General features: G+C 72.3%; 25 protein-coding genes. 14 read left to right on the plus strand and 11 right to left on the minus strand.

Features of this window, described 5'->3' with window-relative positions; translation table 11 throughout:
- Positions 1-21: 21 nt before the first annotated feature.
- Together GA0070624_RS11950 and GA0070624_RS11955 are read left to right on the plus strand one after the other, a co-directional pair.
- Positions 22-1,362 carry an aminotransferase class I/II-fold pyridoxal phosphate-dependent enzyme gene (locus GA0070624_RS11950; RefSeq protein WP_091340355.1) on the plus strand — a complete coding sequence of 447 codons (1,341 nt, stop codon included), beginning with the start codon at positions 22-24 and terminating at the stop codon, positions 1,360-1,362.
- Between the two features lie 289 nt (positions 1,363-1,651).
- Positions 1,652-2,350 carry a UdgX family uracil-DNA binding protein gene (locus GA0070624_RS11955; protein WP_091340359.1) on the plus strand — a complete coding sequence of 233 codons (699 nt, stop codon included), beginning with the start codon at positions 1,652-1,654 and terminating at the stop codon, positions 2,348-2,350.
- A gap of 16 nt (positions 2,351-2,366) precedes the next feature.
- Here GA0070624_RS11955 and GA0070624_RS11960 read toward each other — a convergent pair whose 3' ends face one another.
- The 4 genes from GA0070624_RS11960 to GA0070624_RS11975 are packed head-to-tail and all read right to left on the minus strand — an operon-like array spanning position 2,367 to position 6,361.
- The gene (locus GA0070624_RS11960) at positions 2,367-3,179 is read right to left on the minus strand and encodes an ABC transporter permease (protein WP_091340363.1); all 813 of its coding nucleotides are present in this window, start codon (positions 3,177-3,179) and stop codon (positions 2,367-2,369) included.
- Entirely contained in the window at positions 3,176-4,090 is a 915-nt protein-coding gene (locus GA0070624_RS11965) for an ABC transporter permease (RefSeq protein WP_245718752.1), read from the minus strand. The genes GA0070624_RS11960 and GA0070624_RS11965 overlap by 4 nt, the downstream gene beginning before the upstream one ends.
- Before the next feature lie 2 nt (positions 4,091-4,092).
- A complete protein-coding gene (locus GA0070624_RS11970; RefSeq protein WP_091340366.1) occupies positions 4,093-5,292 on the minus strand; it encodes an ABC transporter substrate-binding protein in 1,200 nt (399 codons plus the stop codon).
- Positions 5,279-6,361, minus strand: coding sequence for an ABC transporter ATP-binding protein (locus GA0070624_RS11975; protein ID WP_091340369.1), 1,083 nt, complete (start codon positions 6,359-6,361; stop codon positions 5,279-5,281). Before GA0070624_RS11975 ends, GA0070624_RS11970 begins: the two co-directional genes overlap by 14 nt.
- Positions 6,362-6,525: 164 nt before the next feature.
- Here GA0070624_RS11975 and GA0070624_RS11980 point away from each other — a divergent pair, with 164 nt between their 5' ends.
- From GA0070624_RS11980 to rny, 6 genes are all read left to right on the plus strand, one after another.
- The gene (locus tag GA0070624_RS11980) at positions 6,526-7,668 is read left to right on the plus strand and encodes an acyl-CoA dehydrogenase family protein (protein WP_091340374.1); all 1,143 of its coding nucleotides are present in this window, start codon (positions 6,526-6,528) and stop codon (positions 7,666-7,668) included.
- A gap of 67 nt (positions 7,669-7,735) precedes the next feature.
- Positions 7,736-9,055, plus strand: coding sequence for an MFS transporter (locus tag GA0070624_RS11985; protein WP_091340378.1), 1,320 nt, complete (start codon positions 7,736-7,738; stop codon positions 9,053-9,055).
- A gap of 4 nt (positions 9,056-9,059) precedes the next feature.
- Entirely contained in the window at positions 9,060-9,260 is a 201-nt protein-coding gene (locus GA0070624_RS11990; RefSeq protein WP_091340382.1) for a DUF3046 domain-containing protein, read from the plus strand.
- A 185-nt stretch (positions 9,261-9,445) separates the two neighbouring features.
- Positions 9,446-10,492 (plus strand): recombinase RecA, encoded by a 1,047-nt coding sequence (gene recA, locus GA0070624_RS11995; protein ID WP_091348664.1) that lies wholly within the window; start codon positions 9,446-9,448, stop codon positions 10,490-10,492.
- 8 nt (positions 10,493-10,500) lie between these two features.
- A complete protein-coding gene (locus tag GA0070624_RS12000) occupies positions 10,501-11,193 on the plus strand; it encodes a regulatory protein RecX (RefSeq protein ID WP_091340385.1) in 693 nt (230 codons plus the stop codon).
- 757 nt (positions 11,194-11,950) lie between these two features.
- Positions 11,951-13,717, plus strand: coding sequence for a ribonuclease Y (gene rny, locus GA0070624_RS12005; RefSeq protein ID WP_091340388.1), 1,767 nt, complete (start codon positions 11,951-11,953; stop codon positions 13,715-13,717).
- 67 nt (positions 13,718-13,784) lie between these two features.
- Here rny and GA0070624_RS12010 read toward each other — a convergent pair whose 3' ends face one another.
- The 4 genes from GA0070624_RS12010 to GA0070624_RS12025 are packed head-to-tail and all read right to left on the minus strand — an operon-like array spanning position 13,785 to position 17,182.
- A complete protein-coding gene (locus tag GA0070624_RS12010) occupies positions 13,785-14,747 on the minus strand; it encodes an amino acid ABC transporter permease (protein WP_091340391.1) in 963 nt (320 codons plus the stop codon).
- On the minus strand, positions 14,744-15,451 hold the full coding sequence (locus GA0070624_RS12015) for an amino acid ABC transporter permease (RefSeq protein WP_091340392.1): 708 nt from the start codon (positions 15,449-15,451) through the stop codon (positions 14,744-14,746). The genes GA0070624_RS12010 and GA0070624_RS12015 overlap by 4 nt, the downstream gene beginning before the upstream one ends.
- A gap of 42 nt (positions 15,452-15,493) precedes the next feature.
- The gene (locus GA0070624_RS12020) at positions 15,494-16,369 is read right to left on the minus strand and encodes a glutamate ABC transporter substrate-binding protein (protein WP_091340395.1); all 876 of its coding nucleotides are present in this window, start codon (positions 16,367-16,369) and stop codon (positions 15,494-15,496) included.
- 57 nt (positions 16,370-16,426) lie between these two features.
- Entirely contained in the window at positions 16,427-17,182 is a 756-nt protein-coding gene (locus GA0070624_RS12025; RefSeq protein WP_091340397.1) for an amino acid ABC transporter ATP-binding protein, read from the minus strand.
- A 196-nt stretch (positions 17,183-17,378) separates the two neighbouring features.
- Here GA0070624_RS12025 and selD point away from each other — a divergent pair, with 196 nt between their 5' ends.
- Both selD and GA0070624_RS12035 read left to right on the plus strand, forming a co-directional pair.
- Positions 17,379-18,368, plus strand: coding sequence for a selenide, water dikinase SelD (gene selD / locus GA0070624_RS12030; protein ID WP_091340399.1), 990 nt, complete (start codon positions 17,379-17,381; stop codon positions 18,366-18,368).
- Between the two features lie 199 nt (positions 18,369-18,567).
- Positions 18,568-19,047: a hypothetical protein gene (locus GA0070624_RS12035; protein WP_091340402.1), complete on the plus strand. Its 480-nt coding sequence runs from the start codon at positions 18,568-18,570 to the stop codon at positions 19,045-19,047.
- 19 nt (positions 19,048-19,066) lie between these two features.
- Here the strand turns inward: GA0070624_RS12035 and GA0070624_RS12040 are convergent, their stop codons facing one another.
- Positions 19,067-19,294, minus strand: coding sequence for a DUF2277 family protein (locus tag GA0070624_RS12040; protein ID WP_091340405.1), 228 nt, complete (start codon positions 19,292-19,294; stop codon positions 19,067-19,069).
- 52 nt (positions 19,295-19,346) lie between these two features.
- On the opposite strand from GA0070624_RS12040, the gene miaB reads away from it, so the two are divergent.
- Positions 19,347-20,882 carry a tRNA (N6-isopentenyl adenosine(37)-C2)-methylthiotransferase MiaB gene (miaB, locus tag GA0070624_RS12045; protein ID WP_091340408.1) on the plus strand — a complete coding sequence of 512 codons (1,536 nt, stop codon included), beginning with the start codon at positions 19,347-19,349 and terminating at the stop codon, positions 20,880-20,882.
- Between the two features lie 71 nt (positions 20,883-20,953).
- Here the strand turns inward: miaB and GA0070624_RS12050 are convergent, their stop codons facing one another.
- Entirely contained in the window at positions 20,954-22,162 is a 1,209-nt protein-coding gene (locus GA0070624_RS12050) for a DUF349 domain-containing protein (RefSeq protein ID WP_091340412.1), read from the minus strand.
- Positions 22,163-22,312: 150 nt separating this feature from the next.
- Between GA0070624_RS12050 and GA0070624_RS12055 the strand changes: the two genes are divergently transcribed.
- Genes GA0070624_RS12055 through dapF form a run of 3 tightly spaced genes read left to right on the plus strand, consistent with a single transcriptional unit; the run spans position 22,313 to position 24,897 of the window.
- The gene (locus GA0070624_RS12055) at positions 22,313-23,083 is read left to right on the plus strand and encodes a class III extradiol dioxygenase subunit B-like domain-containing protein (protein ID WP_176731669.1); all 771 of its coding nucleotides are present in this window, start codon (positions 22,313-22,315) and stop codon (positions 23,081-23,083) included.
- 49 nt (positions 23,084-23,132) lie between these two features.
- Positions 23,133-24,044 (plus strand): tRNA (adenosine(37)-N6)-dimethylallyltransferase MiaA, encoded by a 912-nt coding sequence (gene miaA, locus GA0070624_RS12060; protein ID WP_091340415.1) that lies wholly within the window; start codon positions 23,133-23,135, stop codon positions 24,042-24,044.
- Between the two features lie 7 nt (positions 24,045-24,051).
- Positions 24,052-24,897, plus strand: a complete 846-nt coding sequence (dapF, locus tag GA0070624_RS12065; protein ID WP_091340419.1) for a diaminopimelate epimerase — start codon at positions 24,052-24,054, stop codon at positions 24,895-24,897.
- Between the two features lie 58 nt (positions 24,898-24,955).
- Here the strand turns inward: dapF and GA0070624_RS12070 are convergent, their stop codons facing one another.
- The gene (locus tag GA0070624_RS12070) at positions 24,956-26,422 is read right to left on the minus strand and encodes an NAD-dependent malic enzyme (protein ID WP_091340424.1); all 1,467 of its coding nucleotides are present in this window, start codon (positions 26,420-26,422) and stop codon (positions 24,956-24,958) included.
- Positions 26,423-26,510 lie beyond the last annotated feature (88 nt).

The raw sequence follows: 26,510 nt of genomic DNA on the forward strand, positions 1-26,510 counted from the left end.
TTCTAGTACAATCTCCAGACTGTGGCAGCACATTATCAGATCAGCGGGTCGTCGTCGGCCGCCATTTCGGCCAGCGTGGAAACCGGCATCCGCGGCGGTGCCCTCCCGCCCGGCGCCGCCCTGCCGGCCGTCCGCGCCCTCGCCACCGAGCTCGCGGTCAGCCCGGCCACGGTCGCGAAGGCGTACCAGGAGCTCCGCCAGCGCGGGCTGGTGGTCACCGCCGGGCGGCACGGCACCCGGGTCCGGCCCCGCCCGCCGGTCGCCACCCGCCGCGCCGGGCTGATGCCGCCGCCGCGGCCCGGCACCCGCAACCTCTCTGCCGGGCAGCCCGACAGCCGGCTGCTGCCACCGCTTGGTCCGCACCTGGCCGCGCTCGCCGCCGAGATCGGCCCGCCCACCGGGTACGCCACCGCCGCCGTCCTCCCCGGGCTGGCCGAGGCCGCCCAGGACCGGCTCGTCGCCGACGGCGTGTCGGCGGAGGAGATCACCGTGACCGGCGGCGCGCTGGACGGCATCGAGCGCCTGCTCGCGGCCCACCTGCGTCCCGGCGACGCGGTGGCGGTCGAGGACCCGGGCTGGGCCAACCTGCTGGACCTGGTCGCCGCCCTCGGGCTGCGGACGATCGGGGTGCCGGTCGACGACGAGGGGCCGACCGAGCCCGGCGTCCGGGCCGCCCTGGCGGCCGGGGCGCGCGCGCTGGTCGTCACCAGCCGCGCCCAGAATCCGACCGGCGCCGCCGTCTCCGCCGACCGCGCCGGAGCGCTGCGGGCCCTGCTCGCCGGCCGGTCCGACCTGCTGCTGATCGAGGACGACCACGCCGCCGAGCTGGCCCGCGTACCCCTGCACCCGCTCGCCGGGGTGACCTCGGCGTGGGCCTTCGTCCGGTCGGTGAGCAAGCCCTACGGGCCTGACCTGCGGCTGGCGGTCCTCGCCGGGGACGAGGCGACGGTGGCCCGGGTCGCCGGCCGGGCCCGGGTCGGCGCCGGCTGGGTCTCGACGGTGCTGCAGCGGCTCGTGCTGGCGCTCTGGCGCGACCCGGCCACCGCCGAGCTGGTCGACCGGGCGGGCGAGAGCTACGAGCGGCGCCGGGACGGGCTGCTGGCCGCCCTGGCCGCCCGCGGCGTGCCCGCCCAGGGCCGCACCGGGATCAACGTGTGGGTCCCCGTGCCGGACGAGACCGTCGTGGTCACCGCGCTGCGCGACGCCGGCTGGTCGGTCGCCCCCGGCGCGCTGAACCGGATCGCCGCCGGGCCGGGCGTGCGGATCACCGTCAGCGCGCTCGACGAGGCCGACATCGCGCCGCTGGCCGACGCGGTGGCCCGCGCGGTGCGCCCCACCGCGCCGGGCGGCTTCACCGCATGACCGGGCCCGCCCCGGCGGGCATGGCCCTCTCGTCCTGGGGTAAACCCGGCCGGGAGGTGGACGACCATGGCTGGACCCAGGTCGAGGACGGGTCTCTGGATCGCCATCGCGGTCGCGATCGTGCTGGTGATCGTGGTGATCGCGCTCGCTCGCGGCGGTGGCGGCGGTGGCGGAGGAGGATACTGACCCCATGCCGGGCGGCGGTCGCGGCGGTACCGGCCCATGCCGGGCGCCGGTACGGCGGGGCCGGATCCGGCGGCAGCGGTGAAACCGGTATATAACAATCGACATGGCCGAAACCGAGAGCGCACCCGGTGCCCAGAAGTTCATCCCGCCGCAGGCCGACACGATCGACCAGCTGCGCGCGGCCGCGACCGGCTGCCGGGGCTGCGAGCTCTACCGGGACGCCTCGCAGACCGTCTTCGGTCGCGGCGACGAGACCGCCCGTCTGGTCTTCGTCGGCGAGCAGCCCGGCGACATGGAGGACCGGCAGGGGCTGCCCTTTGTCGGGCCCGCCGGCCGGCTGCTGCGCAAGGCGGTCGACGACGCGGGGATCGACCCGGGCCACATCTACCTGACCAACGCCGTCAAGCACTTCCGCTTCGAGCTGCGCGGCAAGCGCCGCATCCACCAGTCCCCGGACCGGGTGCACATCACCGCCTGCCGACCCTGGCTGGTCGCGGAGTTCGCCCGGCTGAACCCCGACGTCGTGGTGGTGCTCGGCGCGACCGCCGCCAAGGCCCTGCTCGGCCCCGCCTTCCGGGTGACGAAGCAGCGCGGGGAGCTGCTGCCCTGGCCGGACGCCGCGCAGCGCCCGGAGGATTTCAAGCGGGTGCCGGTGGACAACACCGGAAAGGTGGCCGACGTCCCGGAGGGTCAACTGGTGGCCACCATCCACCCGTCCGCCGTGCTGCGCGCCGACGACCGGGACGTGGCGTACGACGGGTTGGTCAGCGACCTCAAGGTCGCGGCCACCGTGCTGCGCTGAAGCCGGCCGGTCGCGGTCAGAGGCGGCCGCCGCTCGCCGTGTCCGAGAGCCGTTGGGCGAGGTAGATGGGCACCACCGAGGCGAGGATCAACACCGCGGCCACCACGTTGATGACCGGTGCCTGGTTCGGCCGGAACAGGTTGCTGAAGATCCAGATCGGCAGGGTCTGTACGCCCGGGCCGGCCGTGAACGTGGTGACGATGATCTCGTCGAAGGAGAGCCCGAACGCCAGCAGCCCGCCGGCGAGCAGCGCCGAGCGCAGCACCGGGAACGTGACGTAGCGGAAGGTCTGCAGCCCGTCGGCCCCCAGGTCGGCGGAGGCCTCCTGCAGGTTGCCCCCGAGCCGGCGCAGCCGGGCCAGCACGTTGTTGTAGACCACCACGACACAGAACGTCGCGTGCCCGACGATCACCGAGAAGAGGCCCTTGCCGATGCCCAGCGGCGCCATCACCGAGCGGAAGGCGGTGTCCAGGGCGATGCCGGTGACGATGCCGGGCAGCGCGATCGGGAGCACGACCAGCAGCGAGACCGTGCCCCGGCCGAAGAACCGGTAGCGCTGCACCGCGAACGCGACGAGCGAGCCGAGCACCAGCGCGATGGCGGTGGCACCCAGCCCCGCCTTGACCGACATCCACAGCGCGTCGCGCGCGCCCGCGTTGTCCCAGGCGCGAACCCACCAGTCCGTGGTCCAGCGGGGCGGCGGCCAGGTGAACGTGCGGTCGGCGTTGAAGGAGTTGATCAGTACGACCGCCAGCGGCAGGTAGATGAAGGCCAGGCCGAGCGCCATCGCGCCGCGCAGCAGCCAGCGCGCCGACCGGGACAGCGTCACAACTCCTCCAGAGCCTTGGAGCGCCTGACGGCGACCAGGTAGATGACCATGATGAGGACCGGGATGGTGGCCAGCGCGGCCGCGAACGGCAGGTTGTTGGCGGCACCGATGTTGGCGTAGACCAGGTTGCCGATGAGCTGGGTCTTGCCGCCCACGATCTGCACGGTGATGTAGTCGCCCAGCGAGAGCGAGAACGTGAAGATCGACCCGGCGATCACGGACGGCACGATCACGGGCAGCACCACGGCCCGGAACGTCCGGCCCGCCCGGGCGCCCAGGTCCGCCGACGCCTCCAGCAACGAGTCGGGCAGGCGCTCCAGGCCCGCGTAGATGGGCAGAATCATGTACGGCAACCACAGGTACGCCAGCACCAGCACCGTCGCGGTCAACCCGTAGCCCGGGCCGCTGCCCGGTCCGCCGAGCAGCCAGTCCACCGGCCCGCCGTTGGCCAGCAGCACCCGCCAGGCGTACGCCTTGACCAGGTAGCTGGCCCAGAGCGGGGTGAGGATGGCGACCACCAGCCAGCGCCGGTGGCGGGGGCGGGCGACCTTCGCCATGTAGTAGGCCATCGGCAGGGCGATGAGCGCGTCGATCGCGGTCACCGCCGCGGCCGTGCCGAGGCTGCGCAGCGCGACCGCCCGGTACACCTCGTCGGTGACGATGGTGCGGAAGTTGGCCAGGGTCGGCTGCCGCACGACCTCCCCGGTGAAGCCGTTGACCGTCCACAGTGCCGAGACGAACAGCACGGCCAGCGAACCCAGGTAGGCGACCACCAGCCAGAGCAGCGGCGCGGTGAGCAGGGCCGCGAGCCGGACCCCGGCGTGGCGGTGCAGCCACGCCGAGAGGCGGCGGACCGGCCCGCGGGCGGCTTTCGCCGGGCCCGCGGGCCGGTCCAGGGTCGAGATGCTCACCCTCAGCCCTTGACGGTCGTCCAGGCCTGCGTCCAGGCCGCGTAGTCCTTGCACTTGACGTCCGTACGTCCGTCCAGGCACTGCGCCACCGGCGTGCTCCAGAACCAGACCTTCTCGAAGTACGCCTCGTCCTCGGCGTGGAAGGTCGCGCAGTGGTTCTTGTCGGCCGTCTGGGCGCAGGAGAGCCGGTTGGACGGCGCCTCACCGAACCACTCCGCCACCGCGGCGTTGGCCTTCGGGGAGATGATGTGGTCCATCCACCGGTAGGCGCAGTTGGGGTGCTTCGCCTTCGACGAGATCATCCAGGTGTCCGACCAGCCCGTCGCCCCCTCCTCGGGCAGGATCGCCTCGACCGGGGCCTTGTCGGCCTGCGCCAGGTTGGTGATGACCTGCCAGGTGGTGCCCAGCACGGAGTTGCCGGTCTTGAAGGCCTGCACCTCCTTGGTGTAGTCCGACCAGTACTCGCCGATCAGTTCGTTCTGCTTCTTCAGCAGGTCCACCGCGGCGGCGAACTGCTTGTCGTCCAGGGCGTACGGGTTCTTGATGCCGAGGTCCGGCTGGTGCTTCATCAGGTACAGCGCCGCGTCGGCGATGTAGATCGGCGAGTCGTACGCGGTGATCTTGCCCTTGTGCGGCGAGTTGGCGTCGAAGACCGCCCCCCACGAGGTCGGCGCCGGCTTCACGACGTCCGTGCGGTACATCAGCAGGTTGGCGCCGCGCCCGTGCGGCACGCCGTAGGCCACCCCGTCGACGGAGTTCCACTGCTTCAGCTTGAGCCCGTCGAAGACGTCCTTGTAGTTGGTGATCAGGTCGGTGTTGACCGGGGCGACGTCGCCGCCGTAGATCAGCCGGAGTGACGCGTCCCCGGAGGCGGAGACCAGGTCGTACTCGCCGGTCTTCATCAGGGTCACCATCTCGTCGGAGGTGCCGGCGACCTTGACGTTGACCTGACAGCCGGTCTGCTTCTCGAATTCCGTGACCCAGTCCACCTTCGGATCGGTGGAGCCGTCCTCGACGTACCCGGCCCAGGCGACGATGTTGACCTGCCCCTCGCCGGAGCCCAGTGACGCAAGCTTGTCGATCTTGGGCGGCTTGATGCCGCCGGGGCCGGAACCACCGGCGTCGGTGCCTCCGTCGCCGCAGCCGGCCACGGCGAGCAGGCCGACGGCGGCGAGCGCGGTCAGGGTTCTACCGGTACGCATGTGCGCTCTCCTTAGCGGAAGGGGTTGGCACGACGGGGGTGGGGACGGCCACGGCGTGCTCGGTGCGCCAGGCCAGGCGGACCGGGGTGCCGCGGAGCGCCGCCACGTCGGCCGAGGAGGTGGTCAGGTTCTGCTGCGTCACGACCAGCCGGGCGCCGGCGTCGAGGTCGACGACGAACCTGGTGGTCGCCCCGGCGTAGACGACCTCGGCCACCCGTCCGGTGGCCGCCGTCTCCTCGTCGGTGGCGGGCGGGCCGTCGAGCCGGATCTTCTCCGGCCGTACGGAAAAGACGCCGTCGCGGCCGAGCAGGGCCTGGGCCGCGGCGCCGGTGAGCAGGTTGGAGGTGCCGACGAAGCCGGCGACGAACGGCGTGGCCGGCCGCTCGTAGACCTCGGCGGGCGTCCCTACCTGGGCGATCCGTCCGTTGTCGAAGACGGCCACCCGGTCGCTCATGGTGAGCGCCTCCTCCTGGTCGTGGGTGACGAAGACGAAGGTGATGCCGACCTCTCGCTGGAGGGCCTTCAACTCGACCTGCATCTGCTCGCGCAGCTTCAGGTCGAGCGCGCCGAGCGGCTCGTCGAGCAGCAGTACCTTCGGGCGGATGACCAGGGCGCGGGCGAGGGCCACCCGCTGGCGCTGCCCGCCGGAGAGCGCCGCCGGCCGCCGGTCGGCGAGGCCCTCGAGCCGTACGCTGCGCAGCGCCTCCGCCGCCCGCTCGCGCCGCTCGGCGCGGCCCAGCTTCCGCACCCGCAGGCCGTACTCGACGTTCTGCTGCACCGTCATGTGCGGGAAGAGCGCGTAGTCCTGGAAGACGGTGTTGACGTCCCGCTCGAACGGGGCGAGCCGGGTGACGTCGCGCCCGCCGAGCAGAACCGTCCCGGCGGTCGGCGGCTCGAACCCGGCGATCATGCGCAGCACGGTCGTCTTTCCCGAGCCGGACGGCCCGAGCATGGAGAAGAACTCGCCGTCGGCGATCTCCAGATCCACGTCGGCCACCGCCTCCACCGGGCCGAACGATTTGCGCAGGCCACGAAGGGCGATGGCGGGGGTAGCCGGCCCAGCTGACATGGGCGCTCCTCAGTCCTACGGTTAACGTTGCGCGGGCGGACCAAGGTCCACGGAAATCGTGCCGTGAGAATAAAGGCGGCACGGATACCGTCGTCAAGACCTCACCGCTGCTTCCTTGGCATCGGCTCTTCCCGCCTCCGGCCCGGCAGGGCACACTCATCGCCATGGAGCAGCACCTTTACCAGCCCGTGCACGAGGAGTTCCGGGCGCTCTGCCGCGAGTTCCTGGCCCGGGAGGCCGTCCCGCACCACGAGCGCTGGGAGGCCGAGGGCATCGTCGACCGCGAGGTGTGGCGCAAGGCCGGGGCCGCCGGGCTGCTCGGCATGGATGTCGACGAGGAGTACGGCGGCGGCGGGCAGCGGGACTTCCGGTTCAACGCGGTGCTCGACGAGGAGATCATCGCGGCGGGCTGCTCCGGCCTCGGTTTCGGGCTGCACAACGACGTGGTGGCGCCGTACCTGACCGAGCTGACCACCGACGACCAGCGCAAGCGGTGGCTGCCGGGCTTCTGCTCCGGCGAGCTGGTCACCGCGATCGCGATGAGCGAGCCGGGGGCCGGCTCCGACCTGGCGGGCGTCCGCACCAGCGCGGTCCGCGACGGCGACTCGTACGTCCTCAACGGGCAGAAGACGTTCATCACCAACGGCGAGATGGCCGACCTGGTGCTGGTGGTCGCCAAGACCGCCACCGACCAGGGCGCGCACGGGGTGAGCCTGATCGCGGTCGAGACCGGCGCCCCCGGGTTCAGCCGCGGTCGGCGGCTGGCGAAGGTCGGGCTGAAGGCCAACGACACCGCCGAGCTCTTCTTCGACGACTGCCGGGTGCCGGCGGAGAACCTGATCGGCACCGAGAACCACGGCTTCTACCACCTGATGGCCAACCTGCCCCGGGAGCGGCTCAGCATCGCGGTCGCCGCGGTGGCGGCGGCGGAGAAGCTGCTCGCGGTCACCCTCGACTACGCCCGCTCCCGAAAGGCGTTCGGCCGGCCGATCGGGAAGTTCCAGCACAACCGGTTCCTCCTGGCCGAGCTGGACACCGAGGTCACCATCGCCCGCACCTTCGTCAACCACTGCGTGGCGGAGTTCAACGCCGGCCGGCTGTCGGTCACCGACGCGGCGAAGGCCAAGTGGTGGACCACCGAACTGCAGAACAAGGTCGCCGACCGCTGCGTCCAGCTGCACGGCGGCTACGGCTTCATGCTCGAGTACCCGGTGGCGAAGGCCTGGCTGGACGGGCGGGTGCAGACCATCTACGGCGGCACCACCGAGATCATGAAGGAGATCATCGGGCGAGGGTTGGGCTTGTAGGGAAACCGGGTGCCGGTGACCCGGTCGGGTGCGAGAGGATGGGTCACCCCTTACCGAGGAGCCCCCGATGGCCACTGACCTGACCGCCCCGGCCCACACCCGGCCGGACGTCGCGCCGATCCAGCGGCGGACGCTGCGGCTGCTCTTCGCCACCCAGATCATCGGCGGCATCGGCGTCACCATCGGCATCGCCGTGGGCGCGCTGCTCGCCGCCCGGATCGCCGGCACCGCGGTGGCCGGTCTGGCGCAGAGCGCCGCCGTGGTCGGCGGGGCGCTGCTGGCCGTCCCGGTCACCCGGATCATGACCGGTCACGGCCGCCGGCCGGGCCTGGCGATGGCGTATTTCGCCGGGGCGGCCGGGGGCGTGCTGGTGGTGCTCGCCGCGATCACCCGCTGGGTGCCGCTGCTCTTCCTCGGCATGCTGCTCTTCGGCGGTGGCACCGCGGCCAACCTCCAGGCCCGCTACACGGCCGTGGACCTGGCCGAGCCGGCCCGCCGGGGTCGCCAGCTCTCCCTGATCGTCTGGGCCACCACCATCGGCGCGGTGGCGGCGCCGAACTTCGCCGCCCTCGCCGATCACACCACCAGCGGCTGGGGCCTGCCGCCGCTGGCCGGCCCGTTCGCCTTCAGCGCGACCGCGTTCGTGCTGGCCGCGGTCGTACTGCTGGTCCTGCTGCGGCCCGACCCGCTGCTCACCGCGCGCCGGCTGGCGGCGGCCGACGCGCCGGTGGCCGAGCCGGTCGGCTCCGCGCCGGTCAAGGTCGCCGCCCGGCGCGGCGCCGGGATGCGCGCGGCCTGGCGGGTCGTACGTGAGCGGCCCGCCGCCCGCCTCGGCATCGCGGCGGTGGCGGTGGGCCACGTGGTGATGGTCGCGGTGATGTCGATGACCCCGGTACGTCTCGGCGAGTTCCACGACGACGCCGACGTGCTGCGGGTGGTCGGCGTCGTGCTGAGCCTGCACATCGCCGGCATGTACGCCCTCTCGCCGGTGGTGGGCTGGCTGACCGACCGGCTCGGCCGGCGGCCGGTGATCCTCGGCGGGGTCGGGGTGCTGTTGGCCGCCTGCGCGGTCGCCGGCACGGCCGGACACCACACGCCGGGCCTCTCGGTCGGTCTGACGCTGCTCGGGCTGGGCTGGTCGGGCACCATGGTGGCCGGTTCCACGCTGCTGTCGGAGTCGGTGCCCACCGCCGTCCGGCCGGCCGTGCAGGGGCTCTCCGACCTGACCATGGGGTTGGCCGGGGCGGGTGCCGCGGCGCTGAGCGGGTTTGTCATGCGGGTGGCCGGTTATCCGACGCTCACCCTGCTCGCGGCCATCGCGACCGTGCCCCTGGTGGCGCTAGCGTTGCGTCCGGTACCCGCAGGGGCGCCCGACAAGGAGGACTGATCACGTGCGGCTGACCGACTTCTGGGCCCGACTGGAAGAGGCGTTCGGGCCGGCGTACGCGGCCAGCATCGCCAGCGACCAGGTGCTGTCCCAGCTCGGCGGGCGGACCATCGAGCAGGCGCTCGCCGCGGGTGAGGAGACGCACGTGGTGTGGCGGGCCGTGGTCGCCGCCTACCCCGAACGGGTGCCCGCACGGCTACGCTGAGCAGCCTTTTCGCCGCTTCGGCGTGTCGCTTGCCGAGTCGTACACCTGTTCGGCTATTGTCCACAGCGGGGTGCTCGTCCACAGCTCGCGGCCTCCTCGGCTGGTTTTCTGTCGGACCCAGCGCCTAGCGTGTCCGCGTGACGCGAAGCTCAGGAAAGACGCCGGCGAAGGCAGGGGTGGCGACGATGGCGGCAGGGCCTGACCGGGAGAAGGCACTCGACCTTGCTCTCGCTCAGATCGACAAACAGTTCGGCAAGGGCTCGGTGATGCGGCTGGGGGAGCGGCCGGTCGTCCAGACCGCCGTGATCCCGACCGGCTCGATCGCGCTCGACGTGGCGCTCGGCGTGGGCGGTCTGCCCCGCGGCCGGGTCGTCGAGATCTACGGTCCCGAGTCCAGCGGTAAGACGACGGTCGCCCTGCACGCGGTGGCCAACGCCCAGCGGGCCGGTGGCATCGCCGCCTTCGTCGACGCCGAGCACGCGCTCGACCCGGAGTACGCGAAGGCCCTCGGCGTCGACACCGACGCCCTGCTGGTCTCCCAGCCGGACACTGGCGAGCAGGCGCTGGAGATCGCAGACATGCTGGTCCGCTCCGGCGCGCTCGACATCATCGTGATCGACTCGGTCGCCGCCCTGGTGCCGCGGGCCGAGATCGAGGGCGAGATGGGCGACAGCCACGTCGGCCTCCAGGCCCGGCTGATGAGCCAGGCGCTGCGGAAGATCACCGGTGTGCTCAACAACACCGGCACCACGGCGATCTTCATCAACCAGCTCCGCGAGAAGATCGGCGTGATGTTCGGGAGCCCCGAGACGACGACCGGTGGCCGGGCGCTGAAGTTCTACGCCTCGGTCCGGCTTGACGTGCGCCGCATCGAGAGCCTCAAGGACGGCACCGACGTGGTCGGTAACCGGACCCGGGTCAAGGTCGTGAAGAACAAGGTCGCCGCGCCGTTCAAGCAGGCCGAGTTCGACATCATGTACGGCAAGGGCATCTCCCGCGAGGGCTCGCTGATCGACGTCGGCGTCGAGCAGGCGATCATCCGCAAGTCCGGCGCCTGGTACACCTACGACGGTGACCAGCTCGGCCAGGGCAAGGAGAAGGCCCGCGAGTTCCTCCGGGAGAACCCGGACGTGGCGGCCGAGATCGAGAAGAAGATCCTGGAGAAGCTCGGCGTCGGGGTCGGCGCGGGCGACGCCGCCGGTGGGCCGGAGCTGCCGCCGGTCGACTTCTGACCGGTCACGTGGCAGGACGACGCGCCCGCACGGGGCGGGGCTGGGACGCCAGCCCGCCCCGGGCGGGTGACGCCAACGCCACGCCCCGCCCCCGCCGGGGCCGTCGCGGCCGCTCCGAGGCGACCGACCCGGAGGCGACACCGCCCCGCGACGAGGCCGAGGTGGCCCGGGAGATCTGTCTGCGGCAGCTCGCGGTCCGGCCGCGTACCCGGGCCGAGCTGGCCGGCGCGCTGGCGAAGCGGGGCATCTCCGCGGAGGTCTCGGCCGAGGTGCTCGACCGGTACGACGAGGTCGGCATCATCGACGACGCCGCCTTCGCCCGGGCGTGGGTCTCCAGCCGCCACGCCGGCCGGGGGCTGGCCCGCCGGGCGCTCGCCAACGAGCTGCGCCAGCGCGGCGTGGACGGCGACGTGGCCAGCGAGGCGCTGGGCGAGCTGGACGAGGAGACCGAGGCGGAGACGGCCCGCGCCCTGGTGGAGCGGAAGCTGCGCTCGGTCCGGGGCGAGCCGGACGCCGTGTTCCGGCGGCTGGTCGGCATGTTGGCCCGCAAGGGCTACCCGCCCGGCGTGGCGATCCGCGCGGTGAAGGACGCCCTCGCGGCGCAGAGCGCCGAGGCGGCCGAGTTCGCCGAGCAGATCGACGCCGACGCCCTCGCCGACGCCGAGGGCGACCTCGACCGGGAGACTCCCGCCCTCGACTGAGCCGAACGATGCCGGCCGCGCGGTTCGTGAGCCGCCCGGTAGGTGAGCCGCCCGTCGGCGACCGCCGGTGGGTGACCCTCCCGACATTCGGCATGTCGCGGCCTTCCCCCGGCCGGCTACCGCTGATCTCCGCAAGCGGCGCGACACGCGAGGCGCCGGGGGCCTGAGCAGGACCGACGCGCCGGCATGGGCTGGCGGCTCGCCGCCTTTGTCCCCCGGTGTCCGGCATCTGATCGGCGCTCGGTGATGCCGTAACTTCTCTCCGTGCGGGTGGTTTGATCATGAGTTCTTGACCGAACCGGCCCCGGCGACCTAGCCTCGCCATACAGGCTCACTTCGCCCGACCAGCGCAGGCTAAGCGCACAACATAGATCCCGTAACAGAACAGCATCACTTTGGCCAGCTACACCGGCCTTTGACGGCAGCTCCGGACAGGTCCGGAGCCGTCCGACAACTGCACCCGGCCGTCGGCGATGCCCCTTCGCAGGGCACCGTCGACGGAAAGCTAGCCACCGCCAGCCGCTCCGGTCGGGCGTCCAGAGCCGCAGGCGCGTGCCCACCCGGCACGGGCTCCTGCGGCGCGACGTTCAGGGGAGGCGGCCATGGCGGGACGGCAGAGGTTCACCGGCGGTCTTCCACGGGTTCGCGATGCGGATCAGGGTCCCCCTGCGGCCCGGTGTCAGTGCCGGACGAGGGGCATCGCGGGCGACCGTGAGGCGGGACGGATCGACGCCGCCACGACCTCCGGAGTGGCGGCATGAGCGGCTTCGACGTGGTCATCCTCGCGGTGGTCCTGATCCTGACGGTGGTGGTGGTCGGGGCCGTGCTGCTCGGCGTTCGGACGCTGCGCCGGCTCAGCCTCGGCCCGGCCCCGGAGGACCCGGCCTTCATCGCCGAGAAGGACCGGCAGGAGCAGTCCCTGGCCGCCCTGCGCACCGCCGCGGACGAGGCGCACAGCACCATCGACGTGGCCAAGTCGGCCGCCGCCGCGGCCCGGGCCGAGGCCGCCGCTGCCAAGGCCGAGGCGAAGGCGGGCCGGGCCGAGGCGCGGCGCGTCCTCGACGACGCCCGCGCCGAGGCCGACACCGTCCTGGAGCGGGCGCACAAGCAGGCCGAGGCCGACGCCGAGCAGCTTCGGGCCGCTGCCCGGCGCAGCGGTGAGCGGGAGGTCGCCGTGCTCGCGGCCACCACCCGGGAGCAGGCCGCCGAGGTGGAGCGCCGGGCCGCCCGGATGGACGAGCGGGAACGGCTGCACACCGAGGAGGTGGAGCGGCTCGCCGAGCGGGAGCGGCAGCTCACCGCCGCCAGCGCGGCGCTCGCCGCCCGGGAGAGCGCCCTCGTGGAGCGGGAGCAGGCGTCGGCCGAGGCGGAGGAGCAGCGCCGCCGCGAGCTGGAACGGGTGGCCGGGCTGACCGCCGAGGCCGCGCGCGCCGAGCTGATCGAGGCGATCGAGTCCCAGGCCAAGCGGGAGGCCGCCCTGCTGGTGCGGGACATCGAGTCCGAGGCCCGCGACACCGCCGAGCAGCGCGCCCGGCACCTCGTGGTGGACGCCATCCAGCGGGTCGCCAGCGAGCAGACCGCGGAGAGCGTGGTCAGCGTCCTGCACCTGCCCGGCGACGAGATGAAGGGCCGGATCATCGGCCGGGAGGGGCGCAACATCCGCGCCTTCGAGTCGGTCACCGGGGTCAACCTGATCATCGACGACACCCCGGAGGCGGTGCTGCTCTCCTGCTTCGACCCGGTACGCCGGGAGGTCGGCCGGCTCACCCTGGAGAAGCTGGTCCTCGACGGGCGGATCCATCCGCACCGGATCGAGGAGGTCTACGAGCAGGCCCGGCACGAGGTGGAGGAGCTCTGCCACCGGGCCGCCGAGGACGCCCTGGTCGAGGTCGGCATCACCGAGATCCACCCGGAGCTGGTCACCCTGCTCGGCCGGCTGCGCTACCGGACGTCGTACGGGCAGAACGTGCTCAAGCACCTGGTGGAGACCGCGCACATCGCCGGGATCATGGCCGCCGAGCTGCGGCTGGACGCGCCCACCATCAAGCGCTGCGCGTTCCTGCACGACATCGGCAAGGCGCTCACCCACGAGGTGGAGGGGAGCCACGCCATCATCGGCGCGGACCTGGCCCGCAAGTACGGCGAGAGCGAGGACGTCGTCCACGCCATCGAGGCGCACCACAACGAGGTGCCGCCGCAGACCATCGAGGCCGTCCTCACCCAGGCCTCCGACGCCTGCTCCGGCGGGCGGCCGGGCGCGCGCCGGGAGAGCCTGGAGGCGTACGTCAAGCGGCTGGAGCGGATCGAGGAGATCGCGGCCGGCAAGCTCGGCGTGGAGAAGGTCTTCGCCATGCAGGCCGGCCGGGAGATCCGGGTGATGGTCAAGCCGGAGGACGTGGACGACATCGGCGCGGCGGTGCTGGCCCGGGACGTGGCCAAGCAGATCGAGGAGGAGCTGACCTACCCGGGTCAGATCCGGGTGACCGTGGTCCGCGAGTCCCGGGTCACCGAGATCGCCCGCTGACCAGCCGTCATGTACAGCGGAAGGGCCGGCCCGGATCTTTCCGGACCGGCCCCTTTCGTGGTGGATGTCAGGTGGCGGTGCCCGCCACGGCCTCCGTGCCCAGCTCGGTGTCGGGGGCGCCGGTCCGAGTGGCCGAGGAGCGCCGCCCGCGGGACAGCCGACGCTGGACGTACTGCGCGAGCTTCGACAGCGAGTAGTTCACGATGATGAACAGCAGGCCGATCACGACGTACACCTGGATCGGGTTGTTCAGCACGCCGATGATCTGCTTGCCGATGTTGAGCGTCTCCTCGTAGCTGATGATGAAGCCCAGTGAGGTGTCCTTGAGCACCACGACCAGCTGGCTGATCAGCGCCGGCAGCATGATCCGGAACGCCTGCGGCAGCAGGATCATCCGGGTGGTCTGCAGCGGGGAGAGCCCGATCGCGGCGGCCGCCTCGGCCTGCCCGCCGGGCAGGCCCTCCATGCCGGAGCGGAGGATCTCGGCGATCACCACCGAGTTGTAGATGGTCAGGCCGATGACCAGGTACCACAGCGTCTCGAAGGTGATGCCGAACTCGGGGAAGCCGCGGGCCACGAAGAAGATCGTGATGACCACCGGCAGGCCCCGGAACACCTCGACACACACCCGGGTGAGCGCGGAGAGCACCCAGCTCAGCCCGCGCAGCAGGTACGCCACCGGCGTGGCCAGCCCGGTGAACCGGCGCCGGGCCAGGCTCTTGAGCTGGATCCGCAGCACCGCCACCAGGGTGCCGACGACCAGTGAGGCGATGATCGCCAGGGCAGCGGCGATCAGCGTGTTCTTGAAGCCGAGACCGATCCGCTCCCAGACCAGCGAGAAGTTCTCGTTGGAGGGGTCGACCAGCGGCCCCCAGAGCTCCATCGAGAACTGGCCCTTTTCGTCCAGCGGTCGGTAGATCAGGAAGTACGCGCCGACCAGCAGCAGCAACGCCGCGACCGCGCTGCTGATCAGCGTGATGCGGCGCTGCCGGGGCCCGGGGACGTCGTAGAGGACGGTCTGCTGGCTCATCGCGCCACCGCCTGTCGCTTCTCGATCCGGTCGAGGAGGGCGCCGAGGGGGACCGTCATGATCAGGTATCCGATTGAGATGCCGATGGCGACGGGAATGAAGGCGTAGCCCTCGGCCCCGGTGAGCTGGTCAGCGGTCGCCGACAGGTCACCGACCACGCCGAAGAAGCCAACCAGCGCCGAGTTCTTGATCATCGCGATGATCACCGAGCCGAGCGGCACCACGGAGGCCTTCCAGGACTGCGGCAGCACGACGTACCGCAGGTTCTGGCCGAAGGTGAGCCCGAGCGACCGGGCCGCCTCCGCCTGGCCGGCCGGGACGGCGTTCACGCCCGAGCGCAGCGCCTCGCAGACGAACGCCGCGGTGTAGAGCACCAGGGCGATCAGCGCGAAGCGGAAGTAGGGCAGGTCCGTGCCGAGCCGGCTGAACAACGCGTCCAGGCCCGGGATGCGCAGGAAGTCGGCGTTGGAGCCGAGCGCCGGCAGGCCGAACGCGGCGAAGAACATCACCACGGTCAGCGGCATGTTCCGGAAGACGTTCACGTAGCCGGTGCCGACCGCCCGCAGCGGCGGCACCGGCGAGATGCGCAGCACCGCCACGACGGCGCCCAGGATCAGGGCGCCGATCGCGGCGAGTACGCAGATCTGGAGGGTGAGCCAGAAGCCCCCCGCGAAGACGTCGAACTTGTCGATGAGCACACTCACGGGTCGGACTTCCTCCCCACCCTCCAGATCGAACGGATCAGATCAGTAGCGGTTGACGCTCGGCGCGGAGCCCAGCTCGGCACCGAACTTGCCGGCGGTGTCGTCCCAGGCCTTCTTCCAGCTGCCGTCGGTGAACGCCTTCTCCAGCGTGTCGTTGACGAAGTTGCGGAAGTCGGTGTCCTCCTTCTTCACCCCGATGCCGTACGGCTCCTTGGTGAAGTTGTCGCCGGCGAGCTTGAAGGACGCCTCGTCCTTGGCGATGTAGCCGAGCAGGATCACGTTGTCCGTGGTCACCGCGTCCACCTGGCCGCCCTTGAGGGCGTCGCGGCACTTGTCGTAGGTGTCGAAGAGCACCAGCTGGGTGCCGACGTCCTTGACGTACTTCTTGATGTTCTCGGCCGGGGTCGAGCCGGTCACCGAGCACACCTTCTTGGTGCCGTCCTTGAAGGAATCCGGGCCGGTGATGGTGGTGTCGTCCTTCTTGACGAGGATGTTCTGGCCGGCCTCGTAGTACGGCCCGGCGAAGGCGATGCGCTCCTTGCGCTTGTCGTTGATCGTGTACGTGGCGGCGACCAGGTCGACGGTGCCGTTGACGATCACGTCCTCACGGACCTTGGACGGCGTCTCCACCCACTCGATCTTGTCCTCGGGGATGCCGAGCTCCTTGACGATGATCTTCGCGATCTCGACGTCGAAGCCCTCCGGCTTGCCCGACAGGCCCTTCAGGCCGAAGCCCGGCTGGTCGAACTTGGTGCCGATCTTGATCTTCTGGGCCTTGTTGAGCTTCTCCATCGTGCTGCCGGCGGCGAAAGACTTGCTGCCGGCGCCGGTGCCCTCGTCGCTGTCGCCGCCACAGGCGGCGAGGCCGAGCGCCAGGGTCGCCACCGCGGCGACCGCTGCCACGCGCTTGAAACGCATACTCTTCTCCTTCTTCGACGGAGCCCGCCGGGGGACGGCACGCTCCACTACGGACGCCTAGTGCGTGAGGATCTTGGAGAGGAAGTCCCTGGCCCGCTCGCTGCGCGGGTTGGCGAAGAACTCGGTCGGCGACGCGTCCTCGACGAGCTGCCCGTCAGCCATGAAGATCACCCGGTTGGCCGCGTGCCGGGCGAAGCCCATCTCGTGGGTGACCACGACCATGGTCATGCCGTCGCGGGCCAGCGAGGTCATCACGTCCAGCACCTCGCCGACCATCTCCGGGTCGAGCGCGCTGGTCGGCTCGTCGAAGAGCATCGCCTTGGGCTGCATGGCCAGCGCGCGGGCGATCGCCGCCCGCTGCTGCTGGCCGCCGGAGAGCTGGGCCGGGTACTTGTCGGCCTGGTTGGCGATGCCCACCCGGTCGAGCAGGGCCAGGCCGCGCTCACGGGCGGCGGCCGGCTTCTCCTTGCGGACCTTGACCGGGCCGAGGGTGACGTTATCCAGGATGGTCTTGTGCGCGAAGAGGTTGAACGACTGGAAGACCATGCCGACCTCGCTGCGCAGCTTCGCCAGCGCCTTGCCCTCGACCGGCAGTGGCCGCCCGTCGAAGGTGATGGTGCCCGAGTTGATCGGCTCCAGCCGGTTGATGGTCCGGCAGAGCGTCGACTTGCCGGAGCCGGAGGGGCCGATCACCACGACGACCTCGCCCCTGCCGACGGAGAGTGACACGTCGTCCAGCACGTGCAGCGGGCCGAACCACTTGTTGACCCCGTCCAGCACGATGAGCGGTTCGCCCGTCGTCACGTCGTCCACCGTCCCTGTCGTCGCAACGGAAGCGGGGTCGGTCGACCCCCGGTTCGGCAACTGTAGGCGGGGTGATGTGGCGGTACGCAACTCGAATGGTCACGGTGCGGTAACACCGGTACCGATCGTGGTCCCGAGTCCGAATTCCGTCACATCTCGGCCTGGTCCGGTGGCGAGGACCACGCTATGCGTAGATCATGTGGGGATGACCGAACGGGTGCGGCTGACCGATTACGCCCGCGGCGGTGGCTGCGCCTGCAAGATCCCGCCGGGCGAGCTCGAGGCCATGGTCGCCGGCCTCGGCCCGGCCGCCGGCACCGCCGACCTGCTGGTCGGCCTGGACCACGGCGACGACGCCGCGGTGGTCCGGCTGGACGAGCGGACCGGCCTGGTCAGCACCGCCGACTTCTTCACCCCGGTGGTCGACGACGCGTACGACTGGGGTCGGATCGCCGCCGCCAACGCGCTCTCCGACGTGTACGCCATGGGCGGCACCCCGCTGGTCGCGCTCAACCTGCTCTGCTGGCCGCGGGGCGTGCTGCCGCTGGAACTGGCCGGGGAGGTGCTGCGCGGCGGCCAGGACGTGGCCCGGGCGGCGGGCTGCCACCTGGCCGGCGGGCACAGCGTCGACGACGACGGCCCGAAGTACGGCCTCGCGGTGACCGGGGTGGTCCGGCCGGAGGAGCTGATAACCCTGGACGCCGGGCGGGCCGGCCTGCCGCTCTCGCTGACCAAGCCGCTCGGCGTCGGGGTGCTGAACACCCGGCACAAGGCCACCGGCGAGCGGTTCGGCGAGGCGGTCGTCGCGATGGCCACGCTCAACCGGGACGCCGCCCGGGCGGCCGTCGCGGCGGGCATCCGCTGCGGCACGGACGTCACCGGGTTCGGGCTGCTCGGGCACGCCAGCAAGCTGGCCCGGGCCAGCCGGCTCACGGCGGCCATCGACGCGGCCCGGGTGCCCTACCTGCCCGGGGCCCGGGAGGCGGTCCGGGACGGGTACGTCAGCGGCGGCACCCGCCGGAACCTGGACTGGGTGACCCCGTGGACCGACTTCGGCACCGCCGACGAGGCCGAGCGGCTGCTGCTGGCCGACGCGCAGACCTCCGGCGGGCTGCTGGTCGCCGGCGAGGTGCCGGGCGGCACGATCATCGGCGAGCTGCTGCCCCCGGGCGAACACCTGGTGCGGGTCCGCTGACCCGACTTCCCTGCCGGCCGTGGCACCATACCCGATAAACTGTCATCTTCCCGCTACTCGGAGCAATGACCGCAGAGGAAATTTTGCCCGGAATGGTCACAGACCGGTAACTTGCCCCCGGCTGAGGTCGTCTGCACCCCACCATCGTCAGTAGGGCCCGTTCCGGAGGCCGGTGGGACGAGCGCGGTGAGGAGGCGGCATGACCGAGCTGTGGAACTGGAGAGTCGACCGGGTACCAGCCGTGGAGGTCTACCCCGCGCTGGCCGAGGCGCTCGGTCGGGTGGTGCTGCCCCTCGCCATCGCGGACCCGGCCCGGCTGCCCGCGTACGCGGTGATCTGCGACGTCTGGGAGGCGTCGGGCGAGTTCGGCACGATGGTCGACTGTTACGGGGTGCCCGAGCGGCTGCCCGAACTGCCGAGCATCGCGGCGCTGGCCCGACTGCTCGACCGCAACTGCCTGATGCGCGACGACACCCTCGACGCCGGCCGGCACCTGCTGGTCGCCCCGGACGGCACCATCCGCCCGGTGCATTTCGACATCACCGAGACCGAGGACGGCGAGCTCCTCAGCGACCAGCGGCTCTGCACGGTGGCCCACCCCGGCTGCCGGGGCTGGTCGCAGTGTCACCGCTCACGGTGGGCTCCCGACTCGGTGGCGCCGGCGCTGGCCGCGGCCTGACCGCCGGCCGCCGGCGGGATCAGCTCCGGCCCGCGGGCTGCTGACCGCGCACCACCAACTGGTCGAGCAGGGTCGCGGTGGCCGCGGCGACGGCGTCCACCGCAGCGTCGAAGGCGGCCGCGTTGTGCGCGGCGGGCGCCCGGAATCCGGAGATCTTCCGGACGTACTGCAGCGCCGCCGCCCGGATGTCCTCCTCGGTGACCACCGGGACGTACGGCTCACGCAGGGTCTTGATGCTCCGGCACACGGCTCCTCCTCGTTCGGTTCCGACCGGGCGGCCCGGATACGCTGTCCGGGTCATGACTACCGCATCCGCGGGCAGCCCGCGTACCTACCAGGTGCGCACGTACGGCTGCCAGATGAACGTGCACGACTCCGAGCGCATCTCCGGCCTGCTCGAGCAGGCCGGCTATGTCCGCGCCGCCGAGGCCGACGACCACCCGGACGTGGTGGTGTTCAACACGTGCGCCGTCCGGGAGAACGCCGACAACCGGCTCTACGGCAACCTGGGTCATCTGCGCCCGGTGAAGGACAAGCACCCCGGGATGCAGATCGCGGTCGGCGGCTGCCTGGCCCAGAAGGACCGCGGCGAGATCGTCCGCAAGGCCCCTTGGGTGGATGTGGTCTTCGGCACGCACAACATCGGCTCGCTGCCGGTGCTGCTGGAGCGGGCCCGGCACAACGCCGCCGCCGAGGTGGAGATCCTCGAATCGCTCGAGGTCTTCCCCTCCACGCTGCCGACCCGGCGCGAGTCGACGTACGCCGGCTGGGTGTCGATCTCGGTGGGCTGCAACAACACCTGCACGTTCTGCATCGTGCCCTCCCTGCGCGGCAAGGAGAAGGACCGCCGCCCCGGCGACATCCTCTCCGAGGTGCGCGCCCTGGTCGACGAGGGCGTGCTGGAGGTGACCCTGCTCGGGCAGAACGTCAACTCCTACGGCGTCGAGTTCGGCGACCGGTACGCCTTCGGCAAGCTGCTGCGCGCCTGCGGTGACATCGAGGGGCTGGAGCGGGTCCGGTTCACCAGCCCACACCCCAAGGACTTCACCGACGACGTGATCGCCGCGATGGCCGAGACGCCGAACGTCTGCCACTCGCTGCACATGCCGCTGCAGTCCGGCTCCGACGACGTGCTGCGCGCCATGCGCCGGTCGTACCGGTCCGAGCGCTACCTGGGGATCATCGAGAAGGTCCGGGCGGCGATGCCGGACGCGGCGATCACCACCGACATCATCGTCGGCTTCCCCGGCGAGACGGACGCCGATTTCGAGCGGACCCTCGACGTGGTCCGCGAGGCCCGGTTCTCCTCGGCGTTCACCTTCCAGTACTCCAAGCGCCCCGGCACTCCGGCGGCGACCATGGACGGCCAGCTCCCTAAGCAGGTCGTGCAGGAGCGCTACGAGCGGCTGATCGCCTGCGTGGAGGAGATCACCTGGGCGGAGAACCGGAAGCTGGTCGGGGAGACCGTCGAGGTGCTGGTCGCCGTCGGCGAGGGGCGCAAGGACGAGCGCACCGGCCGGATGTCCGGCCGGGCCCGCGACGGCCGCCTGGTGCACTTCGCGACGGGCGCAGCCCGAGCGAACGGCCAGCGCGGCGGCGCCGGCTCGCTGGCCGGGCAGATCCGCCCCGGCGACATCGTGCACACCACCGTGACCTACGCCGCCCCGCACCACCTCAACGCCGACGGCGAGCCGCTGTCGCACCGGCGGACCCGGGCCGGGGACGCCGCCGAGGCGGGCCGCACCCCGCGTACGCCGGGGGTGCTGCTGGGGCTGCCCACGGTCGGCGCGCCGCCCGCGGCGCCCACACCCACCACGGGGTGCGCCGCGCACTGACCGGCGGCGCGGCCGCCACACGCGAACGCCCCCGGTCCGGCGGGACCGAGGGGCGTTCGGCGCGGTTGAGCTCAGCTGGCCTGCTCGGCGAGCTGGAGGAACTGGCGCTTGGAGGCGAGCGCCTGCTCGGCCTCCTTGATCCGGCGGGCGTCCCCGGCGGCCTGCGCCCGGGCCAGCCGCTCCTCGGCCTCGGCAACCTGCGCCCGCATCTGCGCGAGCAGCGGGTTGTCCTGGGGAGCGGTCCGGCGCCACGCCGAGTCCATCACCTCGCGCACCTTGTCGTCGACCGTGCGCAGCCGGCGCTCCAGGCCGGCGGCGGCCTCCCGGGGCACCCGGCCGGCCTCGTGCCACTGCGCCTGGATCTCCCGCAGCTTCGCCTGGGCACCCTTCGGGTCGCCGTCGATGTCGAGCGACTCGGCCTCGGCCAGCAGGACCTGCTTGCGCTCCAGGTTGGCGCGCTGCTCGTTGTCGCGGGCCGAGAAGACCTCGCTGCGCCGGGTGAAGAAGTCGTCCTGGGCCGCCCGGAACCGTTCCCAGAGCTTCTGCTCGGCCTCCTTCGAAGCCCGCGGCGCGGCCTTCCACTGGGCCATCAGGTCCTTGAGCTGATTGGCGGTGACCGCCCACTCGGTGGAGTCCTTCAGCTTCTCGGCCGCCGCGACCAGCTCCTCCTTGACCCCCTGCGCCTGCTTGCGCTGCTGGTCGAGGGAGGCGAAGTGGGCGCCGCGACGCCGGGTGAAGCCGTCCCGGGCCGCGGCGAACCGCTTCCACAGCTCACCGTCGGTCTTCTTGTCGACCCCGCGGATGGTCTTCCACTCGTCGAGGATCTCCTTGAGCCGGTCCCCGGCGGTCTTCCAGCCGGTCGACTCGGCGGCCAGCTTCTCCGCCTCCTCCACCAGGGCCGTCTTGCGAGCGAGGGCCTCGCCCCGGGCGGCGTCCCGCGCGGCCTTGGCCTCGCCGGCCTTCGCCTCGGCCACCTCGGCCAGCTTGTCCAGCCGCGCGGCCAGCCCGTCGATGTCACCGACGACGTGCGCCTCGGCCAGCGAGGCGCGGATCCGCCGGATCGTGGCCAGCGAGTGGCCGGCGTCCGCCGCGCCCGAGTTGAGCCGGGCCTCGGTCAGGTCCACCTCCGTCACCAGGTCGGCGAAGCGCCGGGCGAAGTGGGCCAGCCCTTCTTCCGGGGCCCCCGCCTGCCAGGATCCGACCACCCGCTCGCCCTCGGCGGTCTTCACGTACACGGTGCCGTCCGCGTCCACCCGTCCGAAGGCAGTCCAGTCGCTCATGTGCCCATCCTCGTTCTCCCGGCGTCGAGGGAGGGTCCCCGCGATCGCCGCCACGGCGCAGCAAAGTTACTTCCGGCATTGTCACAGGTCCGACCCGGTCCGTGTCGAGCGCCTGCCGTCGACCGTGACCATACGGTGTCGTACGCCCGGATGACCGGATCAGCACGGGAACGCACCGGCGGGTCCCGCTACGGTGAACGGGTGCCTCTGGTCGCCGCCGCCGTCTGCCCGCACCCGCCGCTGATCGTGCCCGAGGTGGCCGGTGCCGCCGCGCCGGAACTGGACGACCTCCGGGCCGCCGCCGACGCCGCCGTCGGTCGGCTGCTTGCCGCCGGACCGGACAAGATCGTTCTGGTCGGCGAGGGCCCGGAGAGCGACCATTTCGGCTACGCCGACGTCGGCTCGGTGCGACCGTACGGCGTGAACGGGTTGATCCCGCTCTGGAAGGCGGCCTGCTCGGGCGCGGAACGGCTTCCGCTGAGTCTCACCATCGGCGCCTGGCTGGTCGGCCGCGCCGGAACGGATCTGCCCAGGCTCGCGCATTCGGTCGTCAACGACGCGGATCCGGACGAATGCGCCACGCTGGGGGCGGAGCTGGCCGGCCGCTCCGAGTCCCGGGTCGCGCTGCTGGTGATGGGGGACGGGTCGGCCTGCCGAGGCCGCCAGGCGCCCGGCTACGACGACCCGCGCGCCGAGGCGTACGACGACGGGGTGGCCCGGGCCCTGGCCGACGCGGACGTCGAGGCCCTGCTCAACCTCGACCCGGTGCTGTCGGCGGAGTTGAGGGCGGCCGGGCGGGCGTCCTGGCAGGTGCTGGCCGGCGCGGCCCGCGCGGCCGGCGGCGACTGGCGCGGCGACCTCAGCTACCACCAGGCCCCCTACGGCGTTGCCTACTTCGTGGCGAACTGGGACCAGGTGTGAGCGCGAGGCGTGAGCTCGCGAGCCCCGCAGTCGTGAACGGAGAGCAGCAATGACGGGCACGGTCGTGGCCGTTGTCGGGCCGACCGCGGCCGGCAAGTCGGCGCTCAGCATCGCCCTCGCGCACGCCCTCGACGGCGAGGTGGTCAACGCCGACTCGATGCAGCTCTACCGGGGCATGGACATCGGCACCGCCAAGCTGACCCCGGCCGAGCGGGAGTGCGTGCCGCACCACCTGCTGGACATCTGGGACGTCACCGAGCCGGCCAGCGTCGCCGAGTACCAGCGGCTGGCCCGCGCGGCGGTGGACGACATCCTGGCCCGCGGCCGGGTGCCGCTGCTGGTCGGCGGCTCCGGGCTGTACGTGCGGGCGGTGCTGGAGCAGTTCGAGTTCCCCGGCACCGACCCGGCCGTGCGGGAGCGGCTGGAGGCGGAGCTGGCCGCGGTCGGACCCACCCCGCTGTACGCCCGGCTGCGCGAGGCCGACCCGGTCGCGGCGGCCGGCATCCTGCCCGGCAACGCCCGGCGGATCGTCCGGGCCCTGGAGGTCATCGAGCTGACCGGAGCGCCGTTCACCGCCTCGCTGCCCGAGCCCAGGCCGTACTACCCGTCCTTGCAACTCGGCGTGGACCTGGACACCGCGCTGCTGGACGAGCGGATCGCGCTGCGGGTGGACCGGATGTGGGCCAACGGCCTGGTTGCCGAGACCCAGGAGCTGGTCGCGCGCGGCCTGCCCGAGGGTCGTACGGCCAGCCGGGCGCTCGGCTACCAGCAGGCGCTGCGCTTCCTGGCCGGGGAGATGACCGAGGCGGGGGCGCACGACGAGACGATCCGGGCCACCCGGCGATTCGTCCGCCGGCAGCGCTCCTGGTTCCGCCGCGACCCACGGATCCACTGGCTGGACTCGGCCTCGCCGGAGCTCGTCGAGACTGCGCTGCGAGTGGTCGCCGACCATCGGGAATGATGGGGGCGTGGAGTTCACCAAGGGCCACGGCACCGGCAACGACTTCGTGATCCTGCCCGACCCGGACAACGCGCTCGACCTGACCCCCCGCCTGGTCGCCGCGCTCTGCGACCGGCGGCGCGGCATCGGCGGCGACGGCGTGCTGCGGGTGGTGCGGGCCGCCAAGCACCCGGAGGGCACCGCGCTGGCCGGCGAGGCCGAGTGGTTCATGGATTACTGGAACGCCGACGGCTCGTTCGCCGAGATGTGCGGTAACGGCGCCCGGGTCTTCGTCCGTTACCTGCTGGCGACCGGGCTGGCCGCGCCGGCGGGGGAGACCCTGCCGGTGGCCACCCGGGCCGGCGTCGTGCGCGCGCTGGTCGAGGGGGAGACCATCGCCGTCGAGATGCGCCGCCCCCGGATGTACGCCACGGCGGCCGCCACCCTGGGCGGGCTGACCATCCCCGGCACCGCGGTGGACGTCGGCAACCCGCACCTGGTGTGCGCCCTGCCGGCCGGCCTGGAGTTGGCCGCCCTCGACCTCACCCGGGCGCCCGACGTCGACCCGGCGATCTTCCCGGCCGGGGTGAACGTCGAGTTCACCGCCCCCGCCGACCCGGTCGAGGGCTCGGCCGGCCACGTGCTGATGCGAGTCCACGAGCGCGGCTCGGCCGAGACCCTCTCCTGCGGCACCGGCGCCTGCGCGGTCGGCGCGGTGGCCCTGCGCGACGCCGGCCAGGACACCGGCACGGTCACCGTCGACGTCCCCGGCGGCCGCCTCAAGGTGACGGTCACCGACGACTCCTGCTGGCTGTCCGGCCCCGCCGTCCTGGTCGCCACCGGCACCGTCAACCCCACCGCCCTACCCGCCTGAGTTACCTGCCCGCTGGCCGCATCCCGCGGACGTTTCCGCCCAGTTCCCCGGACGGGCGTCAGGGGGTGGCGGAGGCCTCGGCGGCGATCTCGGGGAGGTCGGCGGGGCCGGGGTCGGCCGCCGGGGCGGGGGCCGGGTGCTGGGCGGCGGCGCGGACGGCCGCCGCGACCGCGGGGGCGACCCGGGAGTCGAAGACGCTGGGGACGATCACCGTGGGGTTGATCTTGTCCTCGCCGACCACGTCCGCGATGGCCCGGGCGGCGGCGATCGCCATCTCCTCGGTGAACTCCTCGGCGTGCGCGTCCAGCATGCCCCGGAACACACCGGGGAAGGCGAGCACGTTGTTGATCTGGTTCGGCTGGTCGGAGCGGCCGGTGGCGACCACCGCGGCGTACTTGCGGGCCTCCCGGGGGTCGACCTCCGGGTCCGGGTTGGCCAGCGCGAAGACGATGGCGTCCTTGGCCATGGTGGCGATGTCCTCGCCGGTGAGCAGGTTCGGCGCGCTCACCCCGATGAACACGTCCGCGCCGCGCACCGCGCCGCGCAGGTCGCCGGAGTAGTTCTCCTTGTTGGTGTGCTCGGCCAGCCACTGCCAGGCCGGGTTGAGCCCGGTCATCCCGCGGTGCAGGGCGCCCTGCCGGTCGGTCGCGATGATGTCGCCCACGCCCTGGCGCAGCAGCAGCTTCATGATCGCCGTGCCGGCCGCGCCGGCGCCGGAGACCACCACCCTGACGTCCGCGAGCTGCTTGCCCACGACGCGCAGCGCGTTGGTCAGCGCGGCCAGCACGCAGATCGCGGTGCCGTGCTGGTCGTCGTGGAAGACCGGGATGTCCAGCGCCTCGCGCAGCCGGGCCTCGATCTCGAAGCAGCGCGGCGCGGCGATGTCCTCCAGGTTGATCCCGCCGTACGCGGGCGCGATCGCCTTGACGATCGAGACGATCTCGTCGGTGTCCTGGGTGTCCAGCACCACCGGCCAGGCGTCCACCCCGCCGAAGCGCTTGAACAGCGCCGCCTTGCCCTCCATCACCGGCAGCGACGCGGCCGGGCCGAGGTTGCCCAGGCCGAGCACGGCCGAGCCGTCGCTGACCACCGCGACGGTGTTGCGCTTGATGGTCAGCCGGCGGGCGTCGGCCGGGTTCTCGGCGATCGCCTGGCAGACCCGGGCCACCCCGGGCGTGTACGCGCGGGACAGCTCGTCGCGGGTGCGCAGCGCCACCTTCGAGCTGACCTCGATCTTGCCGCCCAGGTGCAGCAGGAACGTCCGGTCGGAGACCTTGCGGACGTCCACCCCCTCCAGCGCGGTCAGCGCCTTGACCACCTGGTCGGCGTGGCTGGCGTCCGCGGTGTCGCAGGTGAGGTCGACGATCACGTGGGTCGGGTCCGAGTCGACCACGTCCAGCGCCGTGACGATTGCACCGGCCTCGCCGACCGAGGTGGTCAGCCGGCCGATCGAGGAGGCGTCCGCGGGCATCGCGATCCGGATCGTGATCGAGAATCCGGCACTCGGAAGTCGGGTGATGGCCACGGAAATCCCTCCGTCATTGCTGAGGCTCGCCCCGCATTTCTACTCGCCCGACGACGTCGGCCGGCATCCGACCCCGCATTTCGCGGTC

Source organism: Micromonospora rhizosphaerae (assembly GCF_900091465.1).
GTDB lineage: Bacteria > Actinomycetota > Actinomycetes > Mycobacteriales > Micromonosporaceae > Micromonospora > Micromonospora rhizosphaerae.

Bases quoted from the DNA above. Each gene is read 5' to 3' on its own strand.
- recA (WP_091348664.1), top strand. From the start codon at position 9,446: ATGGCGGCAGGGCCTGACCGGGAGAAGGCACTCGACCTTGCTCTCGCT.
- selD (WP_091340399.1), top strand. From the start codon at position 17,379: ATGACCGAACGGGTGCGGCTGACCGATTACGCCCGCGGCGGTGGCTGC.
- GA0070624_RS12020 (WP_091340395.1), bottom strand. From the start codon at position 16,369: ATGCGTTTCAAGCGCGTGGCAGCGGTCGCCGCGGTGGCGACCCTGGCG.
- GA0070624_RS12055 (WP_176731669.1), top strand. From the start codon at position 22,313: ATGACCGGATCAGCACGGGAACGCACCGGCGGGTCCCGCTACGGTGAA.
- GA0070624_RS11975 (WP_091340369.1), bottom strand. From the start codon at position 6,361: ATGTCAGCTGGGCCGGCTACCCCCGCCATCGCCCTTCGTGGCCTGCGC.
- GA0070624_RS12050 (WP_091340412.1), bottom strand. From the start codon at position 22,162: ATGAGCGACTGGACTGCCTTCGGACGGGTGGACGCGGACGGCACCGTG.
- miaB (WP_091340408.1), top strand. From the start codon at position 19,347: ATGACTACCGCATCCGCGGGCAGCCCGCGTACCTACCAGGTGCGCACG.
- GA0070624_RS11980 (WP_091340374.1), top strand. From the start codon at position 6,526: ATGGAGCAGCACCTTTACCAGCCCGTGCACGAGGAGTTCCGGGCGCTC.
- miaA (WP_091340415.1), top strand. From the start codon at position 23,133: ATGACGGGCACGGTCGTGGCCGTTGTCGGGCCGACCGCGGCCGGCAAG.
- rny (WP_091340388.1), top strand. From the start codon at position 11,951: ATGAGCGGCTTCGACGTGGTCATCCTCGCGGTGGTCCTGATCCTGACG.
- GA0070624_RS11985 (WP_091340378.1), top strand. From the start codon at position 7,736: ATGGCCACTGACCTGACCGCCCCGGCCCACACCCGGCCGGACGTCGCG.
- GA0070624_RS12035 (WP_091340402.1), top strand. From the start codon at position 18,568: ATGACCGAGCTGTGGAACTGGAGAGTCGACCGGGTACCAGCCGTGGAG.
- GA0070624_RS11970 (WP_091340366.1), bottom strand. From the start codon at position 5,292: ATGCGTACCGGTAGAACCCTGACCGCGCTCGCCGCCGTCGGCCTGCTC.
- GA0070624_RS12010 (WP_091340391.1), bottom strand. From the start codon at position 14,747: ATGAGCCAGCAGACCGTCCTCTACGACGTCCCCGGGCCCCGGCAGCGC.
- GA0070624_RS11955 (WP_091340359.1), top strand. From the start codon at position 1,652: ATGGCCGAAACCGAGAGCGCACCCGGTGCCCAGAAGTTCATCCCGCCG.